Below are 21,763 nucleotides of genomic sequence, written 5' to 3'. Positions count from 1 at the left end.
CAGAGAGTCAGTCGCTCGCGATGGGTGATTCGAATCTCGCGGTATTGTCTGCCAGCGTTCAGCCGGTGGATAAACCACGGGGTTCAGTGGGTTTGCCCTTTAGTTTTGCCAAGGCTAATGCAGTCCTTGTTGAATGGGCTGATGACGCCTGCTTACTGTTACACACTGATCCAGTAAGTCTTGAGGTGCTGTTGGAGATTCGTCGATTCGTCGGCGTCGGATTTAAGTTGCAGGCTATCGACAGTGAGTCGTTCCAACGAAAACTCACGTTGGCCTATCAACGGACCCAAAACGAAGCCGCGCAAATGGCTGAGGACATTGGTGCTGACGTGGATCTTGCGCGCCTCGTTGATGAGATTCCTGACCTTGGCGATCTTATGGATGCTGAGGACGACGCTCCGATTATTCGTTTGATCAATGCGGTGTTATCTCAAGCGGTGAAGGATCAAGCGTCTGATATCCATATTGAAACGTTTGAAGACCGGTTGAGTGTGCGGTATCGCATCGATGGTGTTCTAAAAGAAATTTTGTCACCTAAGCGTATGTTGGCGCCGCTGCTGGTTTCTCGCCTTAAGGTGATGGCAAAGCTGGACATCGCAGAAAAACGTATCCCTCAAGACGGGAGAATTTCTATTCGTATCGCGGGTCATGCGGTCGACATTCGTATGTCCACAATGCCATCGGCTCACGGAGAGCGGGTGGTGTTGCGTTTGCTCGATAAACAAGCGGGACAGCTGGAGCTGGCCCAGCTCAATATGAATGAGCAGGTTGATAAAGCTTATCGCCAAATTTTGGCGCGCCCCCATGGCATAATTTTAGTGACTGGCCCTACGGGATCAGGCAAAACAACAACGCTCTACGCGGGTTTGTCTTCGATTAACCAAAGCTCGAGAAATATACTGACCATTGAGGACCCCATTGAATATATGTTGCCCGGGGTAGGCCAGACACAGGTCAACACCAAAGTAGATATGACTTTTGCCAGAGGGCTGCGAGCGATTTTACGCCAGGACCCTGACGTGGTGATGGTAGGGGAAATTCGCGATATTGAGACGGCTGAAATAGCCGTGCAAGCGTCATTAACGGGGCATCTCGTTATGTCCACACTACACACAAATACGGCTATAGGAGCGGTAACACGCCTCCAAGATATGGGTGTAGAGCCGTTTTTGCTGTCTTCCTCGTTGCTTGGAGTAATGGCTCAGCGGTTGGTACGTCTTCTTTGTATCGAGTGCCGAGAAGCCTATCGCCCCAACTCTCTCGAGTGCCAACTACTAGAGTTAAGCGATACCAACAATGTCGTTTTGTATCGGGCCGCGGGCTGTCCCAGCTGTAACGAGACGGGATATCGCGGACGTACCGGGATTTATGAACTGATCGAAATCGACGAAATGTTACGAGAGATGATCCATGATGGTGCCAGTGAACAGGCGATGCTGGCGCAGGCGCGAAAGAATTATCAAGGCATTGACGCCGATGGCCGTCGTCGGATTATTGCCGGTGAGACCTGTCTCGAGGAAGTTTTGCGGGTTACCTCGGTTCAGTGAAGTCAGGCCATTGAAATGAGTGCCTTTCGCTACAAAGCTTTGAATCTTGAGGGCCGTTTAATCAAGGGTGTTCTTGAGGCCGATTCAGAGCGTCATCTGCGGGCGCAGCTGCGGGCTCAGCAATTGCGGCCCGTTGAAGTTCTCGGTGTAGAGATGAAGGTGGCTAAGGGGCCCCGATCGCGCTTCGTTTTTTTAAAATCTGGCTTGTCTGGGAGTGAACTGGCGCTAGTAACGCGTCAACTTGCAACACTGGTGGCATCGGCTTTGCCGTTAGATGAATGCTTGCAGGCTGCCGCGGAACAAACACGCAAGCCAAGTATAAAGTCGATTCTCTTGGAGGTTCGGTCTCGTGTTTCTGAGGGCTACACTTTGGCAAGCGGCATGGCCCAGTACCCCCAAGCCTTTGGCGAAATGTATCGCGCTATGGTGCATGCCGGGGAGCAGGCGGGGCAGTTGGCGCCTGTCTTAGAGCAGCTCGCAGCGTATACCGAGAACCGACAACTTACTGCGCAGAAGCTTAAATTAGCGCTTATTTATCCTTTCGTTTTAATGGGTGTTGCGGTGAGCGTGGTTGCTGCACTTATGGTTTTTGTCGTGCCCGAATTAGTCAGTATCTTCACGCACACGAAGAAAGAGCTGCCGCCTTTAACCGTCGGTCTTATCGCAACCAGTGATTTCTTGCGCAACTGGGGTGCTTATTTGCTAGTAGGTTTTGTTTTAAGTGGCATTGGTCTTCGACGCCTCTTGCAAGAGCCACGGCGACAACTAGCGTGGCATCAGTTTTTGCTGCGAGTACCCGGCATCGGCAGGGTGTTGACCGGTATTGATACAGCTCGCTTTTCGTCGACGCTCAGTATTTTAATGGCCAGTGGTGTACCTCTGCTCGATGCACTCCATATCGCCGGTTCTGTCATGAGCAATCGAGAGTTGCAACAGGCTGCCACCAAAGTGGCTGATAACGTGCAAGAAGGGTCCAGCTTGAACAAAGCCTTATCTCAAAGAGCGTTTTTCCCGCCAATGATGGTTCATATGGTGGCCTCTGGGGAGGTATCTGGAGAGCTTGAGGTTATGTTGGAACGCTCAGCAATTAACCAAGAACGCGAATTGGAGATGACGTTGGGCACTGTTATGGGTTTGTTTGAACCACTGATGGTGATATTGATGGGTGGCGTGGTACTGCTTATTGTTTTGGCCATATTGCTGCCGATATTCGATCTGAACACAATGGTGAGGTAATTCGATGAAACATCAGGAGGGATTTTCCCTAATAGAAATTCTGGTCGTCTTGGTGATCATGGGATTACTTATAAGCGTGGTCGCGCCGACAGTGCTCAACAGTGCAGACGACGCCCGAATTCAAAAGGTACAAGCAGACTTTAAAGCGATAGAGACGGCTTTAAAAATCTATCGCTTGGATAATTACGTCTACCCGACTACCGAGCAAGGCCTGATGGCCCTGGTAGAACCCTCTACCCTGACACCTGAGCCGCGCAATTTTAAAGCAGGTGGGTATTTACAGGAAATTCCCGTCGATCCATGGGGGCGCAATTACCTCTATCTGTTCCCGGGTGAGAATGGTGAGGTTGACATTTTTAGCTACGGAGCCGACGGCTTGCCCGGAGGCGAGGCTCAGAGTGCCGATTTGGGCAACTGGAGCTCGGAGCAACGCTAAATTGAAAAAATGCCAGCCGAACCTCCATGGTCGTAGTTTGCTTGCTGGACAGGGCTTTAGCTTAATTGAACTACTGATTGCTCTGTTGGTGATCGTTCTGCTGACGTCTGTGGTGAGCCTCAATGTCGGTCGTGGCGGTGGAGCCATAGCATTGGAGGAGGATGCCAAACATCTGCTGGCACTGATGAATTATGTGCAAACAGAAGCGGAGATGTCCGGGGCAGATCATGGTTTATACCTGGAGCAGAAGTCCCTAGGCGGGGTTGAGAAGACCACGGGTTATTGGTTGCGCCGTTACGATCAGGGGTGGGCCGAGCCCCGAGGCGGCCGTGAGCTTTTGGCGCCCTTTGTTTTCGATGAAAACACCGAGCTGTGGTTGACCTTGGCAGAGTACCCAAACGTTGAAATTGGCGAACGTGATCCCGACCTGCGACCCTCACCACAGATTGTATTTTTTGCCGGTGGTGAGGTCACAGAGGGGCGGCTCGAGTGGATGACTAGAGATACCCGTGAGTTAGTTTTTAGCCTTGAATGGAGTTTTTTCGGTGATTTCAATTTGTTGCCATCAGGTGAGAAGCTGAATGCTGAACAACGGTAAACTGGGGGGGCACAGCGGCTTCACTTTAGTCGAGGTTATGGTGGCCCTTGCGATTGTTGCAGTTGCAGTTCCGGCACTGCTGTTTGCACTTTTCCAGCAACTCGATGGTACGGAGTATCTGCGGAATCGGAGTATTGCAAATTGGGTCGCAACAGATCGGTTAGCTGAGTTGCGATTAGTCGCTGCGAAACAGGGCGCCCTCCCCAAGGGGGAGTTGTTGGGGGAGACTCGCGTGGCAGAGCGCGACTGGTATTGGTGGATCGAGCAACAGACGACTGAGATTCCGGGCTTTATACGCATCGATGTCAAAGTTTCTATTGAAGAGGACAGGACACAGCCGCTGCATACCTTAACCGCATTTCTAGTGTCAGGTGGTCGTCCGTGAGGAACTGTCAACGCGGATTTACGCTGATTGAAGTCTTGGTTGCCATGGCGATTACCGCTGTTATTGCGGTGCTAGCGTACGTGAGTTTGTCCACGGTGATCGCTGGTGTTGACTCGGTGCGATTGGAAGCTGAAAAGATAAACACAATGAATCGAGCTTTTCAGGTGCTTGCAAGGGATATTCGTCAAGTCGTCAACCGTCCTATCGTGGATGAATTCGGCGGCAGGGAGTCTGCTTTGGAGGGTGGGCCCTTGGCGAGGCAGATGTTGGCGCTGACGCGAGCAGGCTGGCACAATTCGGTCGACCTTCCACGGTCTACGCTACAGCGCGTTGCCTATTATCTGGAGGAGGATCGGCTGATTCGAGCAAGTTGGTCGGTGCTTGATCGATCAAGTTCCTCAGAGCCTCGTGAGGTCACATTGCTCGAAGGCGTAGAGAACTTTGATCTGCTATTTCTTGATGACATCAGTGCCCTACGCATCAATAGGGGAATTGATCTAGACCGTCGCCTATGGCTTGAAAACTGGCTAGCCGACGTTTCTCAACCGAATACGGTGATTCAACTTCCTGCCGCATTAATGATCCGACTGGAACTTATGGATTGGGGTCAAATTGAGCGATTTTATGTGCTGCCCCCCCTGTAAAACCCAGCAAGGCGGAGCGGCGCTAATCGTGGCGCTGTTGGTGTTTGCTCTCGCATCGGCACTCATTGTCGGGTTGCAGCGAGAGTTTACGCTGCAGCTGCAGCGGGGCACCAACATTTTTGTCGCAGACCAAGGATGGTCCTATCTTCTTGGTGCCGAGGCGCTGAGTGCTGTCGCACTGCAGTTAGATGCAACCTCAGATTCGGGTCAAGATAGACCGGTAGATGATTTGACTGAGCTATGGGCAAGTGATGCACAACCTTATCCATTAGCCGAGGGGGGGTGGTTACTTGGCAGTCTTGAGGATCTACAGGGTCGCTTTAATCTGAATGGCTTGGTCGCGTCGGGTAACGCTGATAATCGCTCAAACGATGATTCCTCGACAGAGTCGGCGGAAGTTGGGGGAGCAGGTTCCACTGGTACTCTTTCCACACCTCAATACAGCCAGCCGCAGCGACAATTCATCCGCCTCTTGAGGGCGCTTGAAGATGTTCAAATCGATCGGCAGCAAGCAATTAGTATTATGCAATCGGTCGTAGACTTTTTAGATTCAGACACCCAGCCGCTGCTCAACGGTGCCGAGGATGGCGTGTACGAACGTCAAACTCCATCGTACCGAACTGCGGGACAGCCTTTGGCGAGTGTCAGTGAGCTTCGTAGTGTCGCGGGAGTCACGCCTGAAATTTACGCAGCGCTTGCCCCCTTCGTAACTGTGTGGCCTAAAGAGGGCAGTGTCCTCAACGTTTTAACCGCATCAGCTACCGTGCTACGCAGCTTGCCTGTTGATGATTTGCTTGAACCGCTCCCTAAAGAGGAGGGGCTGCGTCTTGTGGAAGCTAGGGCCGAGGGTTTTATTTTTTCGGTAGAGACGTTGCTGGAGGACGCACTTTTTTCAGGGCCAGGAGGTGATGACTTAGCTGCCTTCCTTGGTGAGCGCAGTGACTGGTTTCTACTCTCAGCCTCTGTGGAGATTGCCGAGAGAGAGCTACGCTTGTACAGTGTTTTGGAGCGGGAGCGTGGGTCAGTTTTTTCCCGTTACCGAAGTCAGGGCGAGCTTTGATTAGCACAGAGGTCTCAAAGGTTGCTTTCCGTCAAGGCTACGACGAACCCACGTCGATAAGGAAAAGGTTCGACCAGAATGACGGCGTCTGAAAATCCAGGTGTTCTAAGACTTGATGCGCAGGGTGTGCAGATTTGGCGTGCTGGTCAAAAGCCGGTAAGCATCGATGAGGTAGCAGAAGGCCTGAGGGCCAATTGTATTTTTGCTGTGCCAGCAGATCGGGCCCGATTGACGCAAATAGAAGTCCGGTCAGATGAACACCGCCATCTCAAAAAGTCGTTACCTTTTATGCTGGAAGATGAGGTGATCGACCCGGTCGAATCGATGCATTTTTCCTATGCGCCCATTGATGACAGCCATTATTTAGTGGCACTGGCCTCACATGCTGAAATGACTTTTTGGCTGGAGCAGCTGGGCGATCAATTTGAGGGCCCCTTTTTTCACGAGGCGCTGTTGTTGCCTTGGCAGCCCGGTGAAGTCTGCGCAGTAGTAGAGGCGCACTCTGTGCTCCTTCGGTGGGGTGAACACCAAGGGGCAAGGGTAGAATCCGATCTGCTGGCGCCGTTGATGGATGCTTTGCCTGCGCCACCCGAGGCTGTGATCGTATATGGCGGCGACCAGGAAAGAGATTTAGCGCTCCTGCCCAACCTATTGCAGGAACGTGCGCAGTGGCGCCAGGGAGATTTTGGTACTGCTTTGATGCTGGTCGATAGCGCCCAAGGCTTCATAGACATGCGCCAAGGTGTATTTGCACCGAGCCTACCTTTGAGGCGTTGGTGGCAAAAATGGAAACCGCTGACGATTGCGCTGCTTGTCGCCGTTGTGTTGCAGGTTGCAAGTGACATGGCGCAATACTGGCGGTTAAAAGAAAGCAATATCGCATTGCGTACCGCTATTGAGGCAAGCTATCGCAAGGCGAACCCGCAAGGGGCTTTGGTCGACGCTGAAAAGCAATTAGATCGTCAGATTGCTGAATACGCGGTGGGTGCCAAAGGACTGATGTTTACCCGCGTTCTTGATCGTATAGGCAGAGCCATTTCTGTGGGCGGCGAACTGACGCTCAGCAATATCAATTATAGCGACAACACGGGTGAGGTCAGGCTAGATTTGCTGGCGCCTACCTATGACGAAATTGAGGCTCTTCGAGAACGTTTTGCTGCCGGCGGTATGGAAGCAATCTTAGAAACATCCTCACAACGGGGGGTGCAGGTAAGAGCGCGCCTCAGGGTAACGTTATGATCGTGCGTGACTGGTTCACCGACCGACCCCGGCGTGAGCAACTCTATTTGCTATTGATGGTTTTTGCCGTCGGTGTTTGGCTGATCGTGCAGTTGATCATGTTGCCGGCGTCTGCCGCAAAACAGCAGATGGCACGCAACAATGAATTGGCTTCCGAGGTTCTCACTCGTGTTGATGCGAAAGCGACTCGCCTTATCGCCCTGCGCTCTGCGACGGAGTCATCTGATCGAAGCAGCCTCACAGCTGCGATCAGTCGAATCAGCAAGCTCGAGGGACTCGTCGTTAGGCGGCTTCAACCTAACAGCCGTGGCGAGGTGCAGGTGCGCTTTGAGTCAATAGAATATGATGCGCTGGCGAAGTGGTTGTATCGGTTAGAGATCACCGAGGGGTTGTTGGTCATCGATGCGGCAATCGTGCGAAGCAGCGGCTCGGGTGGCGTCAATGCAACAATCCGCGTTGCTGATCCGAGGTGAAGGTGACCCGGCGCACCACCCTGATCTTGCTGGGTTTGTTGATTTGCTTTTTTGTGGGACTAGCACCTGCAAGGTTAGTAGGGGTATTGCTGCCTGAACGGTTGGCGCTCGATGCTGTTTCAGGCTCGCTTTGGACAGGTAAGGCCGCCCGGGGAGTTTTTAAGTTGGACGGGGGGAGCTTGATTCTTGGACGGGTGAGTTGGCATTTGTCGCCGCTGTCTCTCGTGCTGTTACAGCCTACGATCACGATAAGCGTGGATTGGGGAGGGCAGCAACTGGCCGGTGCAGTAACAAGGAAGCTAGCGGGCACCGTTGTAGTAAGAGATTTCTACGCTAGCTTTGACAGTGGCTTGGTTCGTCAGTTTTTGCCTCTTTATATTGGTGGGCGCGTGATTGCTGACTTTTCTGAAATAGCGATAGCCTCAAATCAGGTCCTATCACTTGAAGGAGAACTTGTTTGGGAGGGTGCTGTTTGGGCTGCAGCAGCTGGTGACGTGCCTTTGGGTGATTACCAACTGGTGGTGTCAGACAACAAGGATGCTTTGCAGGGGCGCGTCACGACTCTGTCAGGAGCGCTTATTGCGGCGGGAGATGTTGTGGTCGCAGCAAGCAACTATAAAATAGACCTCGATCTGTCAGGGCCTGCAACAAGAGATCCAGAATTAGCCAATGCACTTCAATTATTGGCGGTCCCATCGGCCACCGGATTTGATATGGTGATAGAAGGTCGTTTGTAGGGTGCAGGGCTTTGTGGGTTACCCTAGTGGGACGTCACTCGTTGGACTTTAAAGCCTGTCGGTCATTGATGTGGGTGTCTCCGTCAGCGGGCATGATGAAGACGGCGGGAGTCGGTGGTGCTGTTGAAAAGGCCGCGGCGACTCTAATAAAGCATGACCCAAAAAACACGCGCAGATTATAAAAAAGGAAATTCTAACAATGACAGCTGCTAGCGGTAGTGCACACTTCTCCAGTCGTTTTTCCTTCATTATGGCGTCGGTTGGGTTTGCCGTGGGCTTGGGCAATATTTGGAGATTCCCCTACGTTACGGGTGAAAATGGCGGCTCTGCCTTCGTTCTAATTTACTTATTTTGCGCATTTTGTATTGGTGTGCCCTGTCTGGTCGCAGAGCTTGTTGTTGGTCGTCGCGGACAGAGCAGTCCCCCCGAGTCGATGGCGCGTGTTGCTGAGGAGTCGGGTCGCTCTAGGCACTGGCGCTTTGTGGGAGGCATGGGTGTTCTCACGGCATTTGCGATCGCGATTACTTACGCGGTGGTGGTGGGTTGGGTTCTATCGTACTTATCGAAAGCCGCCATGACAGGTTTTGTGGGTGTCGATGCTGGCACTTCATCTCAGGCGTTTGATGCCTTGTTGGCGAACAGTGGTGGCATGCTGTTTTGGACGTTACTGGGCAATCTTATTGTGGGTACGATTATCTTCTCCGGGGTGAAAGGGGGTATTGAGCGTGCGGTAACGGTGATGATGCCCCTTATGTTCGCGCTGCTTATTGGACTGAGCATTTATAACGCTTTTGCAGGCGGTTTTGTCGAGACATTGGAATGGTTGTTCACACCTGACTTCAGTAAAGTGGGGCCTGACACCTTGTTGGCAGCCGTGGGGCAGGCCTTTTTCTCTCTAGGGGTCGCTATGGGAGGAATGATGACTTATGGCGCATACCTACCCAAGGGTTTTTCAATAACGCGCGCCGCTGTTATTGTCGTTCTCGCCGATACTCTGGTGGCGCTGCTCGCTGGATTTGTTGTGTTTCCTGCGGTGTTTCACCACGGCCTAGATATTGCCAGTGGTGCCGGACTTATTTTCAAAACATTGCCTGTTGCCTTTGCCCAAATGCCGGGCGGACATGTTTTTGCGACGCTATTTTTTATCATGCTTGCCGTCGCCGGAATCACCAGCATGGTGGGCTTGTTGGAGTCGGTCACGGCATGGGTAAGCGAACGGTTTGCATTACATCGTCACCTTAGCTCAGCTGCGGTCGTCGCAGCCGTAACTTTTTGTAGTGTCGCCAGCGTGTTGTCCTACGGCGTTTGGTCTGACTACACCGTGGTAGGGTTTAACTTTAATGACGTGGCCTTTGCCATTCCCGATAAGGTCTTACTGCCTGCAGGGGGCTTACTTATCGCCACCTTCGCCGGATGGTTTATGCTCAGGGAACACAGCGAGGATGAACTAGGCACTACGCCTTTCGTTTATTCGCTGTGGCGTCAGCTTGTGCGTTACGTGGCGGTTCCTGCCATTGCCTTTATCCTAATTTCAGGCTTGATCTAAGGAACTTCGATGTTAGCAACGCTTACTGACTGGTTGTGGACCTACGTCCTCATAGCGGCACTTTTGTTAGTCGGGTTACGTTTTACTCTCGCGTCTCGGTTCGTGCAGGTCCGTTTATTTAGGGCGATGTTCGCCCAGCTTTGGGTAAGTCGCTCAGTCGGCAATAAACAGGGCATCTCCGGGTTTCAGGCGCTGTTGGTGAGTGTTGCGGGCCGTGTCGGTGGTGGCAACATTGCGGGGGTTGCGGTGGCGATTACCCTCGGTGGCCCGGGTGCGCTGTTTTGGATGTGGCTCATTGCGTTGCTGGGAATGGCGACGAGTGTATTCGAGTGCTCTTTGGCACAACTGTTCAAACGCCGTCATGGCGTTAATGATTTTCGCGGTGGGCCGGCGTTTTATATGCGCTACGGGTTAGGCTGGCGCGTAATGCCGGTGGTGTACTCGCTATTGCTTTTGGTCACGCTAGGCCTAGGTTTTAACGCGGTACAGGCTTACGCCATTACACAGTCGGTAGAGTCAGCTTTTGGCGTTTCTGCCTGGCAGACTGGAGCCGCGCTAACAACTTTAATGGCATTCGTGATCTTTGGCGGCATTCGTCGCATCGCCGTCTTCTCTGAGTTTATTGTGCCCCTTATGGTTTTGGGATATTTCGGTGTGGCCATGACTGTTCTCATCGTGAATATCAGCCAGGTGCCCTCAGCATTCGCGCTTATCATGTCGTCGGCTTTCGGTTTTGACGAGGTAATTGGCGGGGGGATTGCCGCTGCAGTTATGCAGGGCGCTAGACGCGGCTTATTTTCCAATGAGGCGGGCTTGGGCACTGCACCTAACGTGGCCGCTGTGGCGGACGTCGCCCATCCAATGTCACAAGGCCTTATTCAAGGTTTGAGCGTCTTTATCGACACCATCGTTCTATGTACTTGCACTGCCATGATCATCTTACTCTCGCCGCTGTATCAGCCGGGGGCAGAGGGGGTTGAAGGAATAGCGCTAACGCAACGCGCCCTCGCTACTCATATTGGCCCGATCGGTGAGCCCCTAGTGAGTATTGCTTTGGTGTTATTTGCGACCAGTAGTATCGCTTACAACTGTTATTTGGGTGAGAACAGCATCGCTTATTTCGACATCAGTCCGAAGATCACGATTAACTGTTTTCGCTTGGCTGTTTTGGCTTTGATTGCTTGGGCGTCGCTGCAAGATATGACCACGATTTTCAGCTTTTCCGACCTCACGATGGGGCTGTTGGCCGTTGTAAATCTCTTGGCCTTGTGGGCTTTATTCCCAGTGGGAATGTCGCTTCTGCGGGACTTTGAATCACGGGGCGGCGTCTCTAATTCGACGTTTAATCACTCTCGGTTGCCGCAGCAGGATTTGGATCCTGAGAGTTGGCCACTGGTAGAGACGCCGGCCAAAACTGAATAAAGGCGATGATGATCATGGCCACGGCGCCCAAGAGCCATTTTGTCGGCGTCATTAGCGGGTCTCTGACAGGGTGACGTTGAAACGCTTAATGTCATCGCCACGTTTAGCGGTCAGTGAAATTGAATCTCCCACCTTGTACTTTTCTAGCGCTGATAAGTAGTCGTCTTGGCTGCGAATAGGTTGATCTTCAATGTGGGTAATGATGTCGCCAAGAACAATTTCACCCCGTCGATTTCGGGTGGCCCCCTGCATTCCGGCCTCTGCCGCTGGGAGTCCGCGAAGCACTCTTATGATCGCAACACCTCCAATGCCGTAACGCCGTGTCCAGCGGTCGCTGGCTAGCTCAACCCCGAGGACCGGACGCAAGATCTTGCCGTAAGCAATGAGCTGTGGGACGACTTCTTTGACTAAATTCACAGGAATCGCAAACCCGATGCCGGCACTGCCGCCGCTGGGGGAGTAAATAGCGGTGTTCACGCCTACTAACTGCCCTAAGGAATTCAGGAGCGGCCCGCCTGAATTTCCTGGGTTTATTGCGGCATCTGTTTGGATAACGCCGCTGATTGTACGGTTGCTGGGAGAGCGAATCTCTCGATCTAATGCGCTTACGATACCAATAGTCAGGCTGGTATCGAGGCCAAATGGATTGCCGATTGCCAGTACTTTGCGGCCGACGGATAGTTCTGCAGAATCACCCAAAGGTAAAACGGTGAGGTCATCAGGTCGCTCTGAAAGTCGCAGTACGGCAAGATCTCGCTCAGGAGCAACTCCTACGACCTCCGCGGAAAAATCCTCATCAGCAATGGTTACGGTAAGTTTATCGGCGCCAGAAATCACATGAAAATTGGTGACGATCAGGCCGTCCTTGCTCCATATAAATCCTGAGCCAGCACCTTGAGGGACTTCAAGAACATTGGGTGAAAACATGGTTCGACGAAGCGCACTACTGGTGACCGACACCACAGCTGGGCTTGCCTGGCTAAAAATATCTGTCGTGTTTTTTTCGTCGTTTGTAGCAAAGGTCAAATAGTCGACCTCGGGACCTGCCCGCGAGATGGCGCTGTAAATCACACAGCAAGTTAGCAATATTACTGCGGGCCAATGCTGCAGGGCGTGGAGGAAAATTCTCATGGGTTTTGCAGTGCCATAATACGATCCTCAAGCGAGGGGTGTGATCGAAATAAATCAGCAAAGCCTGCCTTGCCTAAGCGAATACCAAAGGCGGTGAGTTCACCCGGGAGCTCGCTAATGTGTCCCTGATCGGTACGTAACCGTTGCAAGGCTGCGATCATATCCTGCCGCGTGGTCAGGCCAGCTCCTGCCGCATCGGCACGATATTCTCGCCATCGAGAGAATTTCATCACCACCATGCTGGCCAAAAATCCCAGTGCGATTTCAGCCACGATGGTCACGATGAAGTAACCGATGCCGTAACCACGCTCGTTCTTGAAGACAACTCGGTCTATGGTATGACCGATAATGCGCGCAGCGAACATCACAAAGGTATTTACCACGCCTTGAATCAACGTCAGCGTCACCATGTCGCCGTTGGCTACGTGACCCAGCTCATGGGCAAGTACTGCACGCACTTCGTTGGGGGAGAAGCGTTGGAGCAGCCCACTGCTCACAGCTACCAGAGCATCATTTCGATTCCAGCCCGTTGCAAAGGCGTTGGCTGACTCTGAGGGGAAAATACCAACTTCTGGCATTTTAATGCCCGCTTGTGTTGCCAAACTGCCGACAGTGTCGAGTAACCATTGCTCATCTTGATTCCCGGCCTGTTCGAGAATGACAGTGCCGGTTCCTCTCTTAGCCATCCATTTGGACAGTAGTAAGGAAATAATGGCACCACCGAAGCCGAAGAGCGCGCAGAAGACCAACAGAGCAGAGAGATTGAGATCTACCCCATTGGCCTCGAGTACGCCACTAAACCCCAGTAAATTGAAAACCAGACCTACCAAAATTAAAACAGCCAGGTTGGTTCCTAAAAATAAAAGAATGCGCAATGTCAGGTTTCTCCGGTTTAATTCTCTGCCGTTGTAGAGATCGGGGTCGATGACGCTTTTTCAAGGGGCGCCACGTCTAATTCCTCTTGGCCATTTTGCTTCGCCTCATCCTCGGCGTCCGGTAATGGAATGCTCGACACTTCCAATTTGGGCAGCTTACCGTCCACAAGGTTCAATGTGAGAATGTCACAACGAAGAAGCACGTCTTTAGAACTCAACTCAAAGACGCTGTTAACAGCTTCATCGCGGTGTGTCAGAGCGAGAACGCGACTGCTGTCCTGCCCATCGACCCAGCGCTTACCCCGGCCCCAGTAATGGCCATGGTGATTACTAACAATAAAAACGGAGCTCATGAGATACCTTGGTATTTGTGACGTTACAGAGATTTATTAACTAACTGATTCTTTGATCAAAAAATCTTTAGCTTCGTTAATTTTAGCGGCCAGATAGTCATTTCCACCACGATCGGGGTGGATTTTTTGAATCAGACTTCGATGGGACGACACAATATCGTCTCGGGTAGCATCTTCACCTAAGCCCAGCACAGCGAGAGCCTCGCTACGAGTCATAGAGCCGGATGAGGCATGTTGGCTTGTATCACCAGCTTCATCTTGCTGCCAGCCATCAGGGAAACGCTGCTCTAGGTAGCTGAGCAAGAGTTGCTCTGAATCTGCATCCTGTTCTTGGCAGTAGCTAAGCAGCGTCTGGAGTTGTTCTCGAGTCATTTCCTCCAGCGTCCAGTCAGTGAAAGGGCCGTCAAGCACCTCTCCTTGAAGTTCACCGCTACTGTGATCTAAGGTCATTCGAAGTAAGTTGGTTTTGACTTCAGAGTGCTGACCGGTGGGAGGGGGCGTCTTGCGCGACCATTGTTGTAACAGCGGAAAGGCGCGTATCAATATCGGTAAGCTTTGCCGTGCGGCTACTAACAGACCGGTGAGGGCAGCACCGACCCAATGCATTTTCCCCATTGCAGTAAGTACGATCGCAGCAAGTGCTGCAGCACCGAGTATCAGCTGAACATAGCCACCGCGGCGCTTGTGGGGCGGCATGGACTGAATTCGGCGCACGAGCAGCACTAGGGCTATGACAATGGCGAGTAGTAAGACGATTCTTGGCACGGTTCCGGGGTGTCCGTATTGGTGGAGCTGCTCTAAATTTATTTGGGCAGCTGGGAAAGCAGCATTCTATCACTCTCAGTGCCGGATTGAGTGAGCGCCTGCCGGCCCCCCGTTGCATAACGCGCGACTGCTGCCAGTAACCGTTGCAGTGTCTCCCCGCTATGCCCACCAAGAGCGGCATAGGCCCCACCACTGACTCGGGCAATTTCAGAAAAAATGCGTGTCGCCGCCGGATCAGAACCCTCTTGGAAAGTAAAAATCGGCTGCCCTTTTAAGCGGCATTGACCAGCTAAGCCAAGTAAAGACTCGGGCCGCTCTTCTACAGCGTCTCCGATGAAAATTAGAGCTCTCACAGGTGTTGCGGGAGTACCTATCTCGAGGTAGTGGCTGAGTAAGCGAGCAATTTGTGTAGGGCCGCCCTCGCAGGCCACTCGATCCATACGGTCGCACAGCTCTTGTCCTGAGGTTAACCAAGGGCTCGCGTGAAACTCATGGACACCCCTGTAATAACAGAGCTGAACAGCCAAGCCGGAAGCGTCGGCCGTGGCATTGTATAGCTCACGGTGATGACGTCGCGCTGTCTGCCAGGTTGCCTCTCGGCTAGCGGTGGCGTCGAGGGCGAAAACCAATCTCGACTGTCGACTGCTAATTGCTCGTATGGCCTTGGCTTTACCGACGAAGGCTGCAACGTCAGACCTAGAGGTTTTAGAGGTGATATCTTTGCTGATGAGAGACTATCTTTGTCGCGAAGTGAAGTGGTGATGAGACATTGATCGGCGCCGCCGGTCAAGTCTAACTCCGCGGAGTTTTGGCTCAGAATCACCTTGCTGCGGGTGTTAGCGCTTGTTTCTGGAGAAAGACACAGCGAGCTGAGCGTATTCATGGATCCGTTGCAATCTAGCGGCCCCGCGAAAGGGCCTATCTATGAGAAAGAGGCTTTGGAGGTTTGCCGACGGCAACGGGTGCCTGTATTTGTGGCATTGAGCGGAGATTCGCTACACTCAAGCCTTTATAAATACCCTCCAGAGAGCTTATGAGCCTTTTCGATATTCGCCGTAAACACGCATTACCCAATGAAGAAACCGCTTTAGCCGGAAGATCGACACCGATGCCCGTTACTAACAGTCATGCGATAACAGGGCGCCCAATTTGCCCGCCGTTCCCGGGCCATCTCCAGAGCGCCATATTTGGTATGGGGTGTTTTTGGGGCGTCGAAAAAAAGTTTTGGCAGGCGCCAGGTGTTTATACGACCGCTGTGGGTTATGCCGCTGGCGTTACGTCCAACCCCACCTACAAAGAGGTGTGCTCTGGACAGACCGGACACAACGAAGTGGTTTTAGTGGCCTATGACCCCGAGCAAACAAATTATCAATCGCTATTGACGCTATTTTGGGAGGGCCATAACCCAACCCAAGGCATGCGTCAGGGGAATGACTTAGGTACTCAATACCGCAGTGGTATTTACGTATTTGATGAGGCTCAACGCAAGGCCGCGTTGCATTCTAGGGACCAGTACCAGTTGGAGCTAACCGCCTCTGGGTTTGGAGAAATTACGACTGAGATTTGCAATGCCCCCAGCTTTTATTATGCCGAAGATTATCACCAGCAATACTTGCACAAGAACCCTGCGGGCTATTGTGGTTTGGGGGGAACGGGTGTCACCTGCCCTGTGGGGTCAGGGGTTTAAAAAGGGGCTGGAGGAGCCTGCCCATATTTTTGGATTTTAGACCCTGACACCTCTGCTTAGATCCAAGGCGACGTTGAATGGGTTAGGGCAGCGCCCTGCCCAATATGGCTGGAACCGCTGTATCCACGCTCAGAATGCGCGGCCCTAAACTTCTAGGTTGCGCGCCAGTTAAGCAGGCTAAATCGACTTCGTAGGGAATAAACCCGCCCTCGGGCCCGATCATAATCAACTGTGGATCGGTAAAGGCAGACTCCATGGAGGGATAACCCCCTGGGTGCAGGATAAATATGGGTTTCCCATTGGCTATTTCTTCGAGGTGGTCTTGAATGAAAGGCTTAAAACGTCGATGCAGTTTAACGGTGGGCAGTCGGGTGTCACCACTTCGTTCAAGACCTGTTAGCAGGGCCTGCTGTATTTTTTGCGGCTGTAGTAAGGGGCTTTGCCAAAAGCTTTTTTCAACGCGGTAGCTGTGCACAATGTGGAGGTCTTGAACACCGAACTCTGCACAACTTCGCAGAATCCGACGCAGCATTTTAGGGCGGGGCAGTGCTAGCACCAGAGTTGTGGGGTGAGGGGGTAACGGATCCTCTACGAGTTCAACCTGAAGTTTTAGGCTCGCCGCGTTAGCGTCGAGAACCTTCCCAATCCCTTTACCTCCGTTAATGACGCCAACTCTGATCTGATCACCCTCGGTGCACTTCAGAACAGACTGTAAATGCTCATAGCGCCTGCCGGTGAGGGTAATAGTATGATCAGAGGAGAGCTCGCCGGCCTCAAATAAGACAATGTTCACCGCGGGCTCTCTAGGTCATCCATAGATCGTAGTCATCGGCAGCAGACACTTCACCCTCAACAAGATCCCCGGGCTTTAACCCTGGAGGTGCTGTGAGATAGACCACGCCATCGATTTCTGGAGCATCAGCCATGCTGCGTCCGACAGCACGATCACCCTCAACTTCATCGATGAGTACGGCTTGTGTCGTGCCCACTTTATTGGCCAGCTTGGCTGCACTGATGGTTTGTTGTTTTGCCATGAAGGCATCCCAGCGCTCCTGCTTCACGGCTTCAGATATAGGGTTGGGCAGTTCATTAGCGGTAGCGCCTTTGACCGGGGAGTATTGAAAACAACCGGCTCGATCAATCTGAGCCTCATCGATAAAATCGAGAAGCTGCTGGAACTCAGCATCTGTCTCCCCCGGGTAACCCACGATAAAAGTAGAGCGCAACGTGATATCGGGGCAGACATCTCGCCAGCCCTTGATGCGTTCAAGCGTTTTTTCCGCGGCAGCGGGTCGTTTCATGCGCTGTAGCACAGTGGGGCTTCCATGCTGGAGAGGGATATCAAGGTAAGGCAGGATTTTTCTCTCGGCCATCAGGGGAATCAGAGCATCAACGTTAGGGTACGGGTAGACATAATGCAGCCGGACCCAGATGCCGAACTCTCCCAAAGTCTTAGCAAGCGTCAGCAAATCTGATTTAAGGGGTCTGCCCTCCCAAAAATCTGTGCGGTATTTCAGGTCAACACCATAGGCACTGGTGTCTTGGGATATGACCAGCAATTCGCGGACACCGGCTTTAACCAAAGCCTCGGCCTCGCGCATGATGTCACCAATAGGCCGACTCACCAGGTCACCCCGCATGCTGGGAATAATGCAAAATTTGCAGCGGTGATTGCAGCCCTCTGAAATCTTCAAATACGCATAGTGCCTTGGGGTGAGTTTGATTCCTTGAGCGGGAATTAAGTCGTTCAAAGGATCTGGTTGGCGGGTCATCGGTATGACCTCATGTACCGCACCGACAACCTCTTCGTAGGCTGCAGGTCCGGAAATACCCAAGATATTGGGGTGGAGATCTTGAATGCGCTGGGCATCATCCCCTTTACCCATGCAACCAGTGACAAGGACTCGGCCATTTTCCTGCACAGCCTCGCTTATCGCTTCGAGTGATTCAGCTTTGGCACTGTCGATAAATCCGCAGGTGTTTACGATCACAACGCCTGCATCCTCGTAGTTCGGGGTGACTTCGTAGCCGTCGAAGCGGAGCTGAGTGAGGATGCGTTCAGAGTCCACGAGTGCTTTTGGGCAGCCGAGAGATATAAAGCCAACTTTTTCGGGGTTCGTGGTCATAGCGTTCTAGGCCGTCTGAGGCAGGGTGTCGTAGTGTAAAAAGCGGCAGTGTACCTGTGAAGGGCTTACGACCTCAAAGCTGCCTCGAGCCCGCTGCACTGTGCGTGCCAACTTTCAGCTCTTTTCTGACCAGAGAAAGTAACCGTAAGCGGTCATCTCGGTTCAAGAAATTCCCTATCTCAACGGTTTGCTCACGATTATGTATGGCCAGCGAGGGGCCCTCCCAATGGTGCTTTTCGGGCGTGACGGCCAGGGATGACTCATTCCGGTCGAATTGCCAGCTTCTCCGGGGGGCGTAGTGGCCAATGTCGATCTGTACGCTGCTTGGGCCTAGGGTGATGACATGCCGGTACTGCAATTTCCAATTGACGTAGTAAAGCGCGGCACCTAAAGAAATGAGTTCGGCGCCAGCGAAGGGCAGAATGGGCCATGCCCCCATAAAAGCAAAACCTATCGCTGCACCTAGCGATGGAACGGCAATTGCGGCAAGCAGCCAAAGGTTGTTCCGCCACGTGGAAGAGTGGTCAGGCCTGGCGATAATGGTGTGAACGTCGTCTTTTTGGGCACTACTCACCACGGTGATGTTCCTCTGGGATTGCCTAGATACTACGCATGGACAGGCACAACTGGACTAGCCTGGTCGCGAGGTAAACAGTCCTTTCACGTCAAAGGGTGCGGGGGAGTAGGCGCGCAAAAGCCCCTTTGTTAGCGGGTGCTGAAACGTTAGCTCGCAAGCGTGCAGTAGCAGTCGTGGCGATGCTGAAAACGCGTCTTCGTGGGCGTAAAGGTCGCACCCCATGATCGGGTGGCCCAGTGCCATAAGGTGTATGCGTAGTTGATGTGAGCGGCCCGTGATAGGTTTTAGCTCAAGCAAAGACCTGTTGGGCAGTCGATCAAGAACGCGATAGTGGGTGAGGGAGGGCTTGCCGGTTTCTACACATATTTTCTGCTTAGGGCGGTTGTGCCAGTCTTTAATAATGGGCAGATCTATTTCGCCCTCATCATCCCGCACTTCACCATAGACCAAAGCTTGATAGGTTTTGAGAACGGCGCGTTCTTGAAATTGCTGATTGAGCGCTACCAATGTTGCTTTGTCTTTGGGGACGACCAGAATGCCACTGGTATCCAGATCTAACCGGTGAGCCGCGGCCACTCCCGGGAAGCGGTGTTCCAGGCGACTGATAAGACTGTCACGATTAAGAGGGTGACGTCCGGGTACGCTGAGGAGAAGGTGTGGTTTGTCGATGATTAGCAGGGAATCATCGGCATAGAGAATACGAATGCTTTCACGGCTGTGGGGAACAAGGTAGGGAGGGGGTTCCATGCCAGTTTCAGGCTCACAGGTCATGGCGTTTTACAGGTTCTTGCCTAGGGCCTGTTGGTAGCGCGGTATAGTGTTGGCGATGCCCCAGCGAAGAGCATCTACGGTAAAGGCGTGGCCGATGGAGACCTCATCGAGATGGGGGATTGTGAAGTCAGGTAAGTTGATCAGGTTTAAGTCGTGCCCGGCGTTTACCCCCAGACGTGCCGCGAAGGCCGCTTCTGCAGTTTCCTGAAACGCGCACAGAGTTTTTTCAAAATTCCCCGACTCGTGTGCTCGGGCGTAACTTTCGGTATAGAGCTCGATGCGATCGGCGCCCAAATTCGCGGCAGTGGCCATTGCGCTAGGTTCCGGGTCCATGAAAAGACTCACACGACAGCCTATGTCCTTTAACACTCTAACGACCGGTTCGAGACGTTTACCGTCTTTCGCAAGGTCAAAGCCATGGTCAGAGGTCAGTTGCTGATCGTTATCAGGAACTAAGGTTACTTGCGCGGGGCCTACGGCCTGCACCAGGGCGACAAACCCAGGATAGTCACCGACGTGTGATTGATCGCTGGCACGGGGCTCTGTGAAGGGATTGCCCTCAATGTTGAGCTCGACGTCCAGGGCAGATTGAAGGTCAAAGCAATCTTGTGCGCGAATATGTCGTTGATCCGGGCGGGGATGCACTGTGATTCCATCGGCACCAGCAGACACGCACATTTTTGCATGGTCGACTATGTTGGGGATGGCCGTAACCCGTGAATTGCGAATCAGCGCAATTTTATTCAGATTGATGCTTAGTGCCGTCATTTTTTGGGCATGCGGACAATGCTTTTAATAACAATTGCATCTACCGGAACATCTTGAAAGGGGCGCTGTCCCGCGCTGGTGCTCATAAGGCTCGTATCGGTATCTGCCGTCGCTATAAAGTCAACGACCCCCATGCCCTTAACGACTTCGCCAAAAACGGTATATCCCTGTTTTCCGGGTGCCCAATCGAGCTGCAAATTACTGCGTTGGTTTATGAAAAATTGTGCGGTTGCTGAGTCGGGGTCACTGGTTCTTGCCATGGCAATCGTTCCCCGAATGTTGTGTAGTTTATTGCGACTCTCGTTAACAATGGGGTCACCAGATTCTTTCTCTGTCATCTCAGCAGTAAAGCCTCCGCCCTGTACCATGAAGTTGCTGATGACGCGGTGAAAGATCGTTCCGTTGTAAAATCCGGTGTCTACATAGTTGAGAAAGTTTTCGACAGTGACTGGAGATTTTTCTGGGTAAAGCTTGAGGGTAATGTCCCCAGCGGAGGTCACAAGCTTCACGCGCACGGTGCTCGCATTTTCTTGAGCTAATAAAACACCTGAGCTAGCGAGCAGTCCGAGTATGACGGCGATTCTGCAAAAATATTTCATAGTAGAGAGTTCCAGTAGGGAAAACATAGGTGGTTACGACCAGCCGTCGTTTCGGCGACGCTTGGGAATTAACTTGGGTGCAATGGCCATGATAATCACACCCAGCAGCACGGCAAGAGCACCGTCGATGATTTGATTGCTTTTTATGCGTTCCTGCAGACGTACATTTTCGAGCTTTAACAGTTCCGCCTCAGAGCGGTTGGTCTCTAGGTTCTTCGCCAGTAATTGGTTTCGTGAATCAAGCTCAATAGCCGCCCCGGATATTTGCTTTATCTGGCTGAGCTCAGCTTCACTCGCAGCCAGCTTTTCCTTGAGTTCCGCGAGCTGGCCGTCGGCTTCATAGGCCACCGATTGTGAATCGTCGAGCAAGCTACGGAGTTTGTTTCTATCGGCCTCAAGGTTGGCATACGCCTTGTTTGCGTCGTCAAGAAGCAGCTGGCTGGGCCTGTCGACTTGAATATACTGCGCCCGCAACCAGCCTCGGGTACCGCCTCGTGTTTCGATCTCGGCCCAGACTCCGTCCTCAGACAGTCCAAATTGTGTGATGGGTGTGCCTGATGACAAGCCTTTGTTGACGATGCGGTATTCGCCGCCGGCGCCACTGCGCACGGGCACGAGTATTTCATCGGTGATGTAGCGTTGCTCCTCACTAAAACACAGCGTTGGCAGCAGTGCGCCCAGCAATAAAAGTAGCCCAGCGATTGCGCTGGAAGGCTGTATCAATGTGTTATTCGGGGTCATTAGTGGCTCTCCTTGTCTTTAACGTCCCTGACGCGCCTACAGTATCG

At 52.5% G+C, this 21,763-nt stretch carries 25 protein-coding genes; 13 read left to right on the top strand and 12 right to left on the bottom strand.

Annotated features, from left to right (window positions below; translation table 11 throughout):
• The first annotated feature begins 20 nt into the window (after positions 1-20).
• The 12 genes from gspE to ACMAZB_RS11505 all read left to right on the top strand — a co-directional run bounded on the left by gspE (position 21) and on the right by ACMAZB_RS11505 (position 11,323).
• A complete protein-coding gene (gene gspE / locus ACMAZB_RS11560; RefSeq protein ID WP_435220079.1) occupies positions 21-1,547 on the top strand; it encodes a type II secretion system ATPase GspE in 1,527 nt (508 codons plus the stop codon).
• A gap of 15 nt (positions 1,548-1,562) precedes the next feature.
• The gene (gene gspF, locus ACMAZB_RS11555; RefSeq protein WP_435217331.1) at positions 1,563-2,783 is read left to right on the top strand and encodes a type II secretion system inner membrane protein GspF; all 1,221 of its coding nucleotides are present in this window, start codon (positions 1,563-1,565) and stop codon (positions 2,781-2,783) included.
• 4 nt (positions 2,784-2,787) lie between these two features.
• The gene (gene gspG, locus ACMAZB_RS11550) at positions 2,788-3,219 is read left to right on the top strand and encodes a type II secretion system major pseudopilin GspG (protein ID WP_435212013.1); all 432 of its coding nucleotides are present in this window, start codon (positions 2,788-2,790) and stop codon (positions 3,217-3,219) included.
• Between the two features lie 37 nt (positions 3,220-3,256).
• Positions 3,257-3,817, top strand: coding sequence for a prepilin-type N-terminal cleavage/methylation domain-containing protein (locus ACMAZB_RS11545; protein WP_435217329.1), 561 nt, complete (start codon positions 3,257-3,259; stop codon positions 3,815-3,817).
• Positions 3,801-4,202, top strand: coding sequence for a type II secretion system minor pseudopilin GspI (gene gspI, locus ACMAZB_RS11540; RefSeq protein WP_435217328.1), 402 nt, complete (start codon positions 3,801-3,803; stop codon positions 4,200-4,202). Before ACMAZB_RS11545 ends, gspI begins: the two co-directional genes overlap by 17 nt.
• The gene (gspJ, locus tag ACMAZB_RS11535; RefSeq protein ID WP_435217326.1) at positions 4,199-4,846 is read left to right on the top strand and encodes a type II secretion system minor pseudopilin GspJ; all 648 of its coding nucleotides are present in this window, start codon (positions 4,199-4,201) and stop codon (positions 4,844-4,846) included. The genes gspI and gspJ overlap by 4 nt, the downstream gene beginning before the upstream one ends.
• Complete coding sequence (gspK, locus tag ACMAZB_RS11530) at positions 4,827-5,906, top strand: type II secretion system minor pseudopilin GspK (protein ID WP_435217324.1); 1,080 nt, start codon at positions 4,827-4,829, stop codon at positions 5,904-5,906. Before gspJ ends, gspK begins: the two co-directional genes overlap by 20 nt.
• 78 nt (positions 5,907-5,984) lie before the next feature.
• The gene (gene gspL, locus ACMAZB_RS11525) at positions 5,985-7,145 is read left to right on the top strand and encodes a type II secretion system protein GspL (protein ID WP_435217323.1); all 1,161 of its coding nucleotides are present in this window, start codon (positions 5,985-5,987) and stop codon (positions 7,143-7,145) included.
• Positions 7,142-7,618 carry a type II secretion system protein GspM gene (gene gspM / locus ACMAZB_RS11520; protein WP_435217322.1) on the top strand — a complete coding sequence of 159 codons (477 nt, stop codon included), beginning with the start codon at positions 7,142-7,144 and terminating at the stop codon, positions 7,616-7,618. The genes gspL and gspM overlap by 4 nt, the downstream gene beginning before the upstream one ends.
• A gap of 2 nt (positions 7,619-7,620) precedes the next feature.
• Positions 7,621-8,355, top strand: a complete 735-nt coding sequence (locus ACMAZB_RS11515) for a type II secretion system protein N (protein WP_435217321.1) — start codon at positions 7,621-7,623, stop codon at positions 8,353-8,355.
• A 199-nt stretch (positions 8,356-8,554) separates the two neighbouring features.
• Positions 8,555-9,901 (top strand): sodium-dependent transporter, encoded by a 1,347-nt coding sequence (locus ACMAZB_RS11510; protein ID WP_435217319.1) that lies wholly within the window; start codon positions 8,555-8,557, stop codon positions 9,899-9,901.
• A gap of 9 nt (positions 9,902-9,910) precedes the next feature.
• Positions 9,911-11,323, top strand: a complete 1,413-nt coding sequence (locus ACMAZB_RS11505; protein WP_435217317.1) for an alanine/glycine:cation symporter family protein — start codon at positions 9,911-9,913, stop codon at positions 11,321-11,323.
• Between the two features lie 51 nt (positions 11,324-11,374).
• Here the strand turns inward: ACMAZB_RS11505 and ACMAZB_RS11500 are convergent, their stop codons facing one another.
• Genes ACMAZB_RS11500 through ACMAZB_RS11480 form a run of 5 tightly spaced genes read right to left on the bottom strand, consistent with a single transcriptional unit; the run spans position 11,375 to position 15,076 of the window.
• Positions 11,375-12,454, bottom strand: coding sequence for a S1C family serine protease (locus tag ACMAZB_RS11500; RefSeq protein ID WP_435211995.1), 1,080 nt, complete (start codon positions 12,452-12,454; stop codon positions 11,375-11,377).
• Positions 12,451-13,329: a protease HtpX gene (htpX, locus tag ACMAZB_RS11495; RefSeq protein WP_435217315.1), complete on the bottom strand. Its 879-nt coding sequence runs from the start codon at positions 13,327-13,329 to the stop codon at positions 12,451-12,453. The genes ACMAZB_RS11500 and htpX overlap by 4 nt, the downstream gene beginning before the upstream one ends.
• Positions 13,330-13,346: 17 nt before the next feature.
• Positions 13,347-13,682, bottom strand: coding sequence for a heat-shock protein HtpX (locus tag ACMAZB_RS11490; RefSeq protein ID WP_435217314.1), 336 nt, complete (start codon positions 13,680-13,682; stop codon positions 13,347-13,349).
• A 36-nt stretch (positions 13,683-13,718) separates the two neighbouring features.
• Positions 13,719-14,447, bottom strand: a complete 729-nt coding sequence (locus ACMAZB_RS11485) for a molecular chaperone DnaJ (protein ID WP_435217313.1) — start codon at positions 14,445-14,447, stop codon at positions 13,719-13,721.
• A 38-nt stretch (positions 14,448-14,485) separates the two neighbouring features.
• The gene (locus ACMAZB_RS11480; RefSeq protein ID WP_435217311.1) at positions 14,486-15,076 is read right to left on the bottom strand and encodes a hypothetical protein; all 591 of its coding nucleotides are present in this window, start codon (positions 15,074-15,076) and stop codon (positions 14,486-14,488) included.
• A gap of 404 nt (positions 15,077-15,480) precedes the next feature.
• On the opposite strand from ACMAZB_RS11480, the gene msrA reads away from it, so the two are divergent.
• Positions 15,481-16,134 (top strand): peptide-methionine (S)-S-oxide reductase MsrA, encoded by a 654-nt coding sequence (gene msrA / locus ACMAZB_RS11475; protein WP_435217310.1) that lies wholly within the window; start codon positions 15,481-15,483, stop codon positions 16,132-16,134.
• An 82-nt stretch (positions 16,135-16,216) separates the two neighbouring features.
• Here the strand turns inward: msrA and ACMAZB_RS11470 are convergent, their stop codons facing one another.
• The 7 genes from ACMAZB_RS11470 to ACMAZB_RS11440 form a co-directional block, all read right to left on the bottom strand.
• Positions 16,217-16,927: a 16S rRNA (uracil(1498)-N(3))-methyltransferase gene (locus ACMAZB_RS11470; protein WP_435217308.1), complete on the bottom strand. Its 711-nt coding sequence runs from the start codon at positions 16,925-16,927 to the stop codon at positions 16,217-16,219.
• Between the two features lie 10 nt (positions 16,928-16,937).
• The gene (gene rimO / locus ACMAZB_RS11465; RefSeq protein ID WP_435217306.1) at positions 16,938-18,260 is read right to left on the bottom strand and encodes a 30S ribosomal protein S12 methylthiotransferase RimO; all 1,323 of its coding nucleotides are present in this window, start codon (positions 18,258-18,260) and stop codon (positions 16,938-16,940) included.
• Between the two features lie 73 nt (positions 18,261-18,333).
• Positions 18,334-18,834 (bottom strand): DUF2244 domain-containing protein, encoded by a 501-nt coding sequence (locus ACMAZB_RS11460; protein WP_435217304.1) that lies wholly within the window; start codon positions 18,832-18,834, stop codon positions 18,334-18,336.
• 57 nt (positions 18,835-18,891) lie between these two features.
• Complete coding sequence (locus ACMAZB_RS11455) at positions 18,892-19,584, bottom strand: RluA family pseudouridine synthase (RefSeq protein ID WP_435217302.1); 693 nt, start codon at positions 19,582-19,584, stop codon at positions 18,892-18,894.
• A gap of 30 nt (positions 19,585-19,614) precedes the next feature.
• Complete coding sequence (locus ACMAZB_RS11450) at positions 19,615-20,376, bottom strand: pyridoxine 5'-phosphate synthase (RefSeq protein ID WP_435217300.1); 762 nt, start codon at positions 20,374-20,376, stop codon at positions 19,615-19,617.
• The gene (locus ACMAZB_RS11445; protein ID WP_435217299.1) at positions 20,373-20,975 is read right to left on the bottom strand and encodes a peptidylprolyl isomerase; all 603 of its coding nucleotides are present in this window, start codon (positions 20,973-20,975) and stop codon (positions 20,373-20,375) included. The genes ACMAZB_RS11450 and ACMAZB_RS11445 overlap by 4 nt, the downstream gene beginning before the upstream one ends.
• Positions 20,976-21,008: 33 nt before the next feature.
• Positions 21,009-21,716, bottom strand: a complete 708-nt coding sequence (locus ACMAZB_RS11440) for a TIGR04211 family SH3 domain-containing protein (protein WP_435217297.1) — start codon at positions 21,714-21,716, stop codon at positions 21,009-21,011.
• Between the last annotated feature and the right edge of the window lie 47 nt (positions 21,717-21,763).

Origin of the sequence: Luminiphilus sp. nBUS_07, assembly GCF_051201685.1 — a bacterium.
Lineage (GTDB): Bacteria > Pseudomonadota > Gammaproteobacteria > Pseudomonadales > Halieaceae > Luminiphilus.
The sequence above is the reverse complement of the archived record's forward strand: the minus strand, read 5'-3'. Positions and strand labels throughout refer to the sequence as shown.

Coding starts and splice junctions, on each gene's coding strand:
- gspE (WP_435220079.1), top strand. CDS start 21: ATGGGTGATTCGAATCTCGCGGTATTGTCTGCCAGCGTTCAGCCGGTG.
- gspF (WP_435217331.1), top strand. CDS start 1,563: ATGAGTGCCTTTCGCTACAAAGCTTTGAATCTTGAGGGCCGTTTAATC.
- gspG (WP_435212013.1), top strand. CDS start 2,788: ATGAAACATCAGGAGGGATTTTCCCTAATAGAAATTCTGGTCGTCTTG.
- gspI (WP_435217328.1), top strand. CDS start 3,801: ATGCTGAACAACGGTAAACTGGGGGGGCACAGCGGCTTCACTTTAGTC.
- gspK (WP_435217324.1), top strand. CDS start 4,827: ATGTGCTGCCCCCCCTGTAAAACCCAGCAAGGCGGAGCGGCGCTAATC.
- gspL (WP_435217323.1), top strand. CDS start 5,985: ATGACGGCGTCTGAAAATCCAGGTGTTCTAAGACTTGATGCGCAGGGT.
- gspM (WP_435217322.1), top strand. CDS start 7,142: ATGATCGTGCGTGACTGGTTCACCGACCGACCCCGGCGTGAGCAACTC.
- ACMAZB_RS11510 (WP_435217319.1), top strand. CDS start 8,555: ATGACAGCTGCTAGCGGTAGTGCACACTTCTCCAGTCGTTTTTCCTTC.
- ACMAZB_RS11505 (WP_435217317.1), top strand. CDS start 9,911: ATGTTAGCAACGCTTACTGACTGGTTGTGGACCTACGTCCTCATAGCG.
- ACMAZB_RS11500 (WP_435211995.1), bottom strand. CDS start 12,454: ATGAGAATTTTCCTCCACGCCCTGCAGCATTGGCCCGCAGTAATATTG.
- ACMAZB_RS11490 (WP_435217314.1), bottom strand. CDS start 13,682: ATGAGCTCCGTTTTTATTGTTAGTAATCACCATGGCCATTACTGGGGC.
- msrA (WP_435217310.1), top strand. CDS start 15,481: ATGAGCCTTTTCGATATTCGCCGTAAACACGCATTACCCAATGAAGAA.
- rimO (WP_435217306.1), bottom strand. CDS start 18,260: ATGACCACGAACCCCGAAAAAGTTGGCTTTATATCTCTCGGCTGCCCA.
- ACMAZB_RS11455 (WP_435217302.1), bottom strand. CDS start 19,584: ATGGAACCCCCTCCCTACCTTGTTCCCCACAGCCGTGAAAGCATTCGT.
- ACMAZB_RS11450 (WP_435217300.1), bottom strand. CDS start 20,376: ATGACGGCACTAAGCATCAATCTGAATAAAATTGCGCTGATTCGCAAT.
- ACMAZB_RS11445 (WP_435217299.1), bottom strand. CDS start 20,975: ATGAAATATTTTTGCAGAATCGCCGTCATACTCGGACTGCTCGCTAGC.
- ACMAZB_RS11440 (WP_435217297.1), bottom strand. CDS start 21,716: ATGACCCCGAATAACACATTGATACAGCCTTCCAGCGCAATCGCTGGG.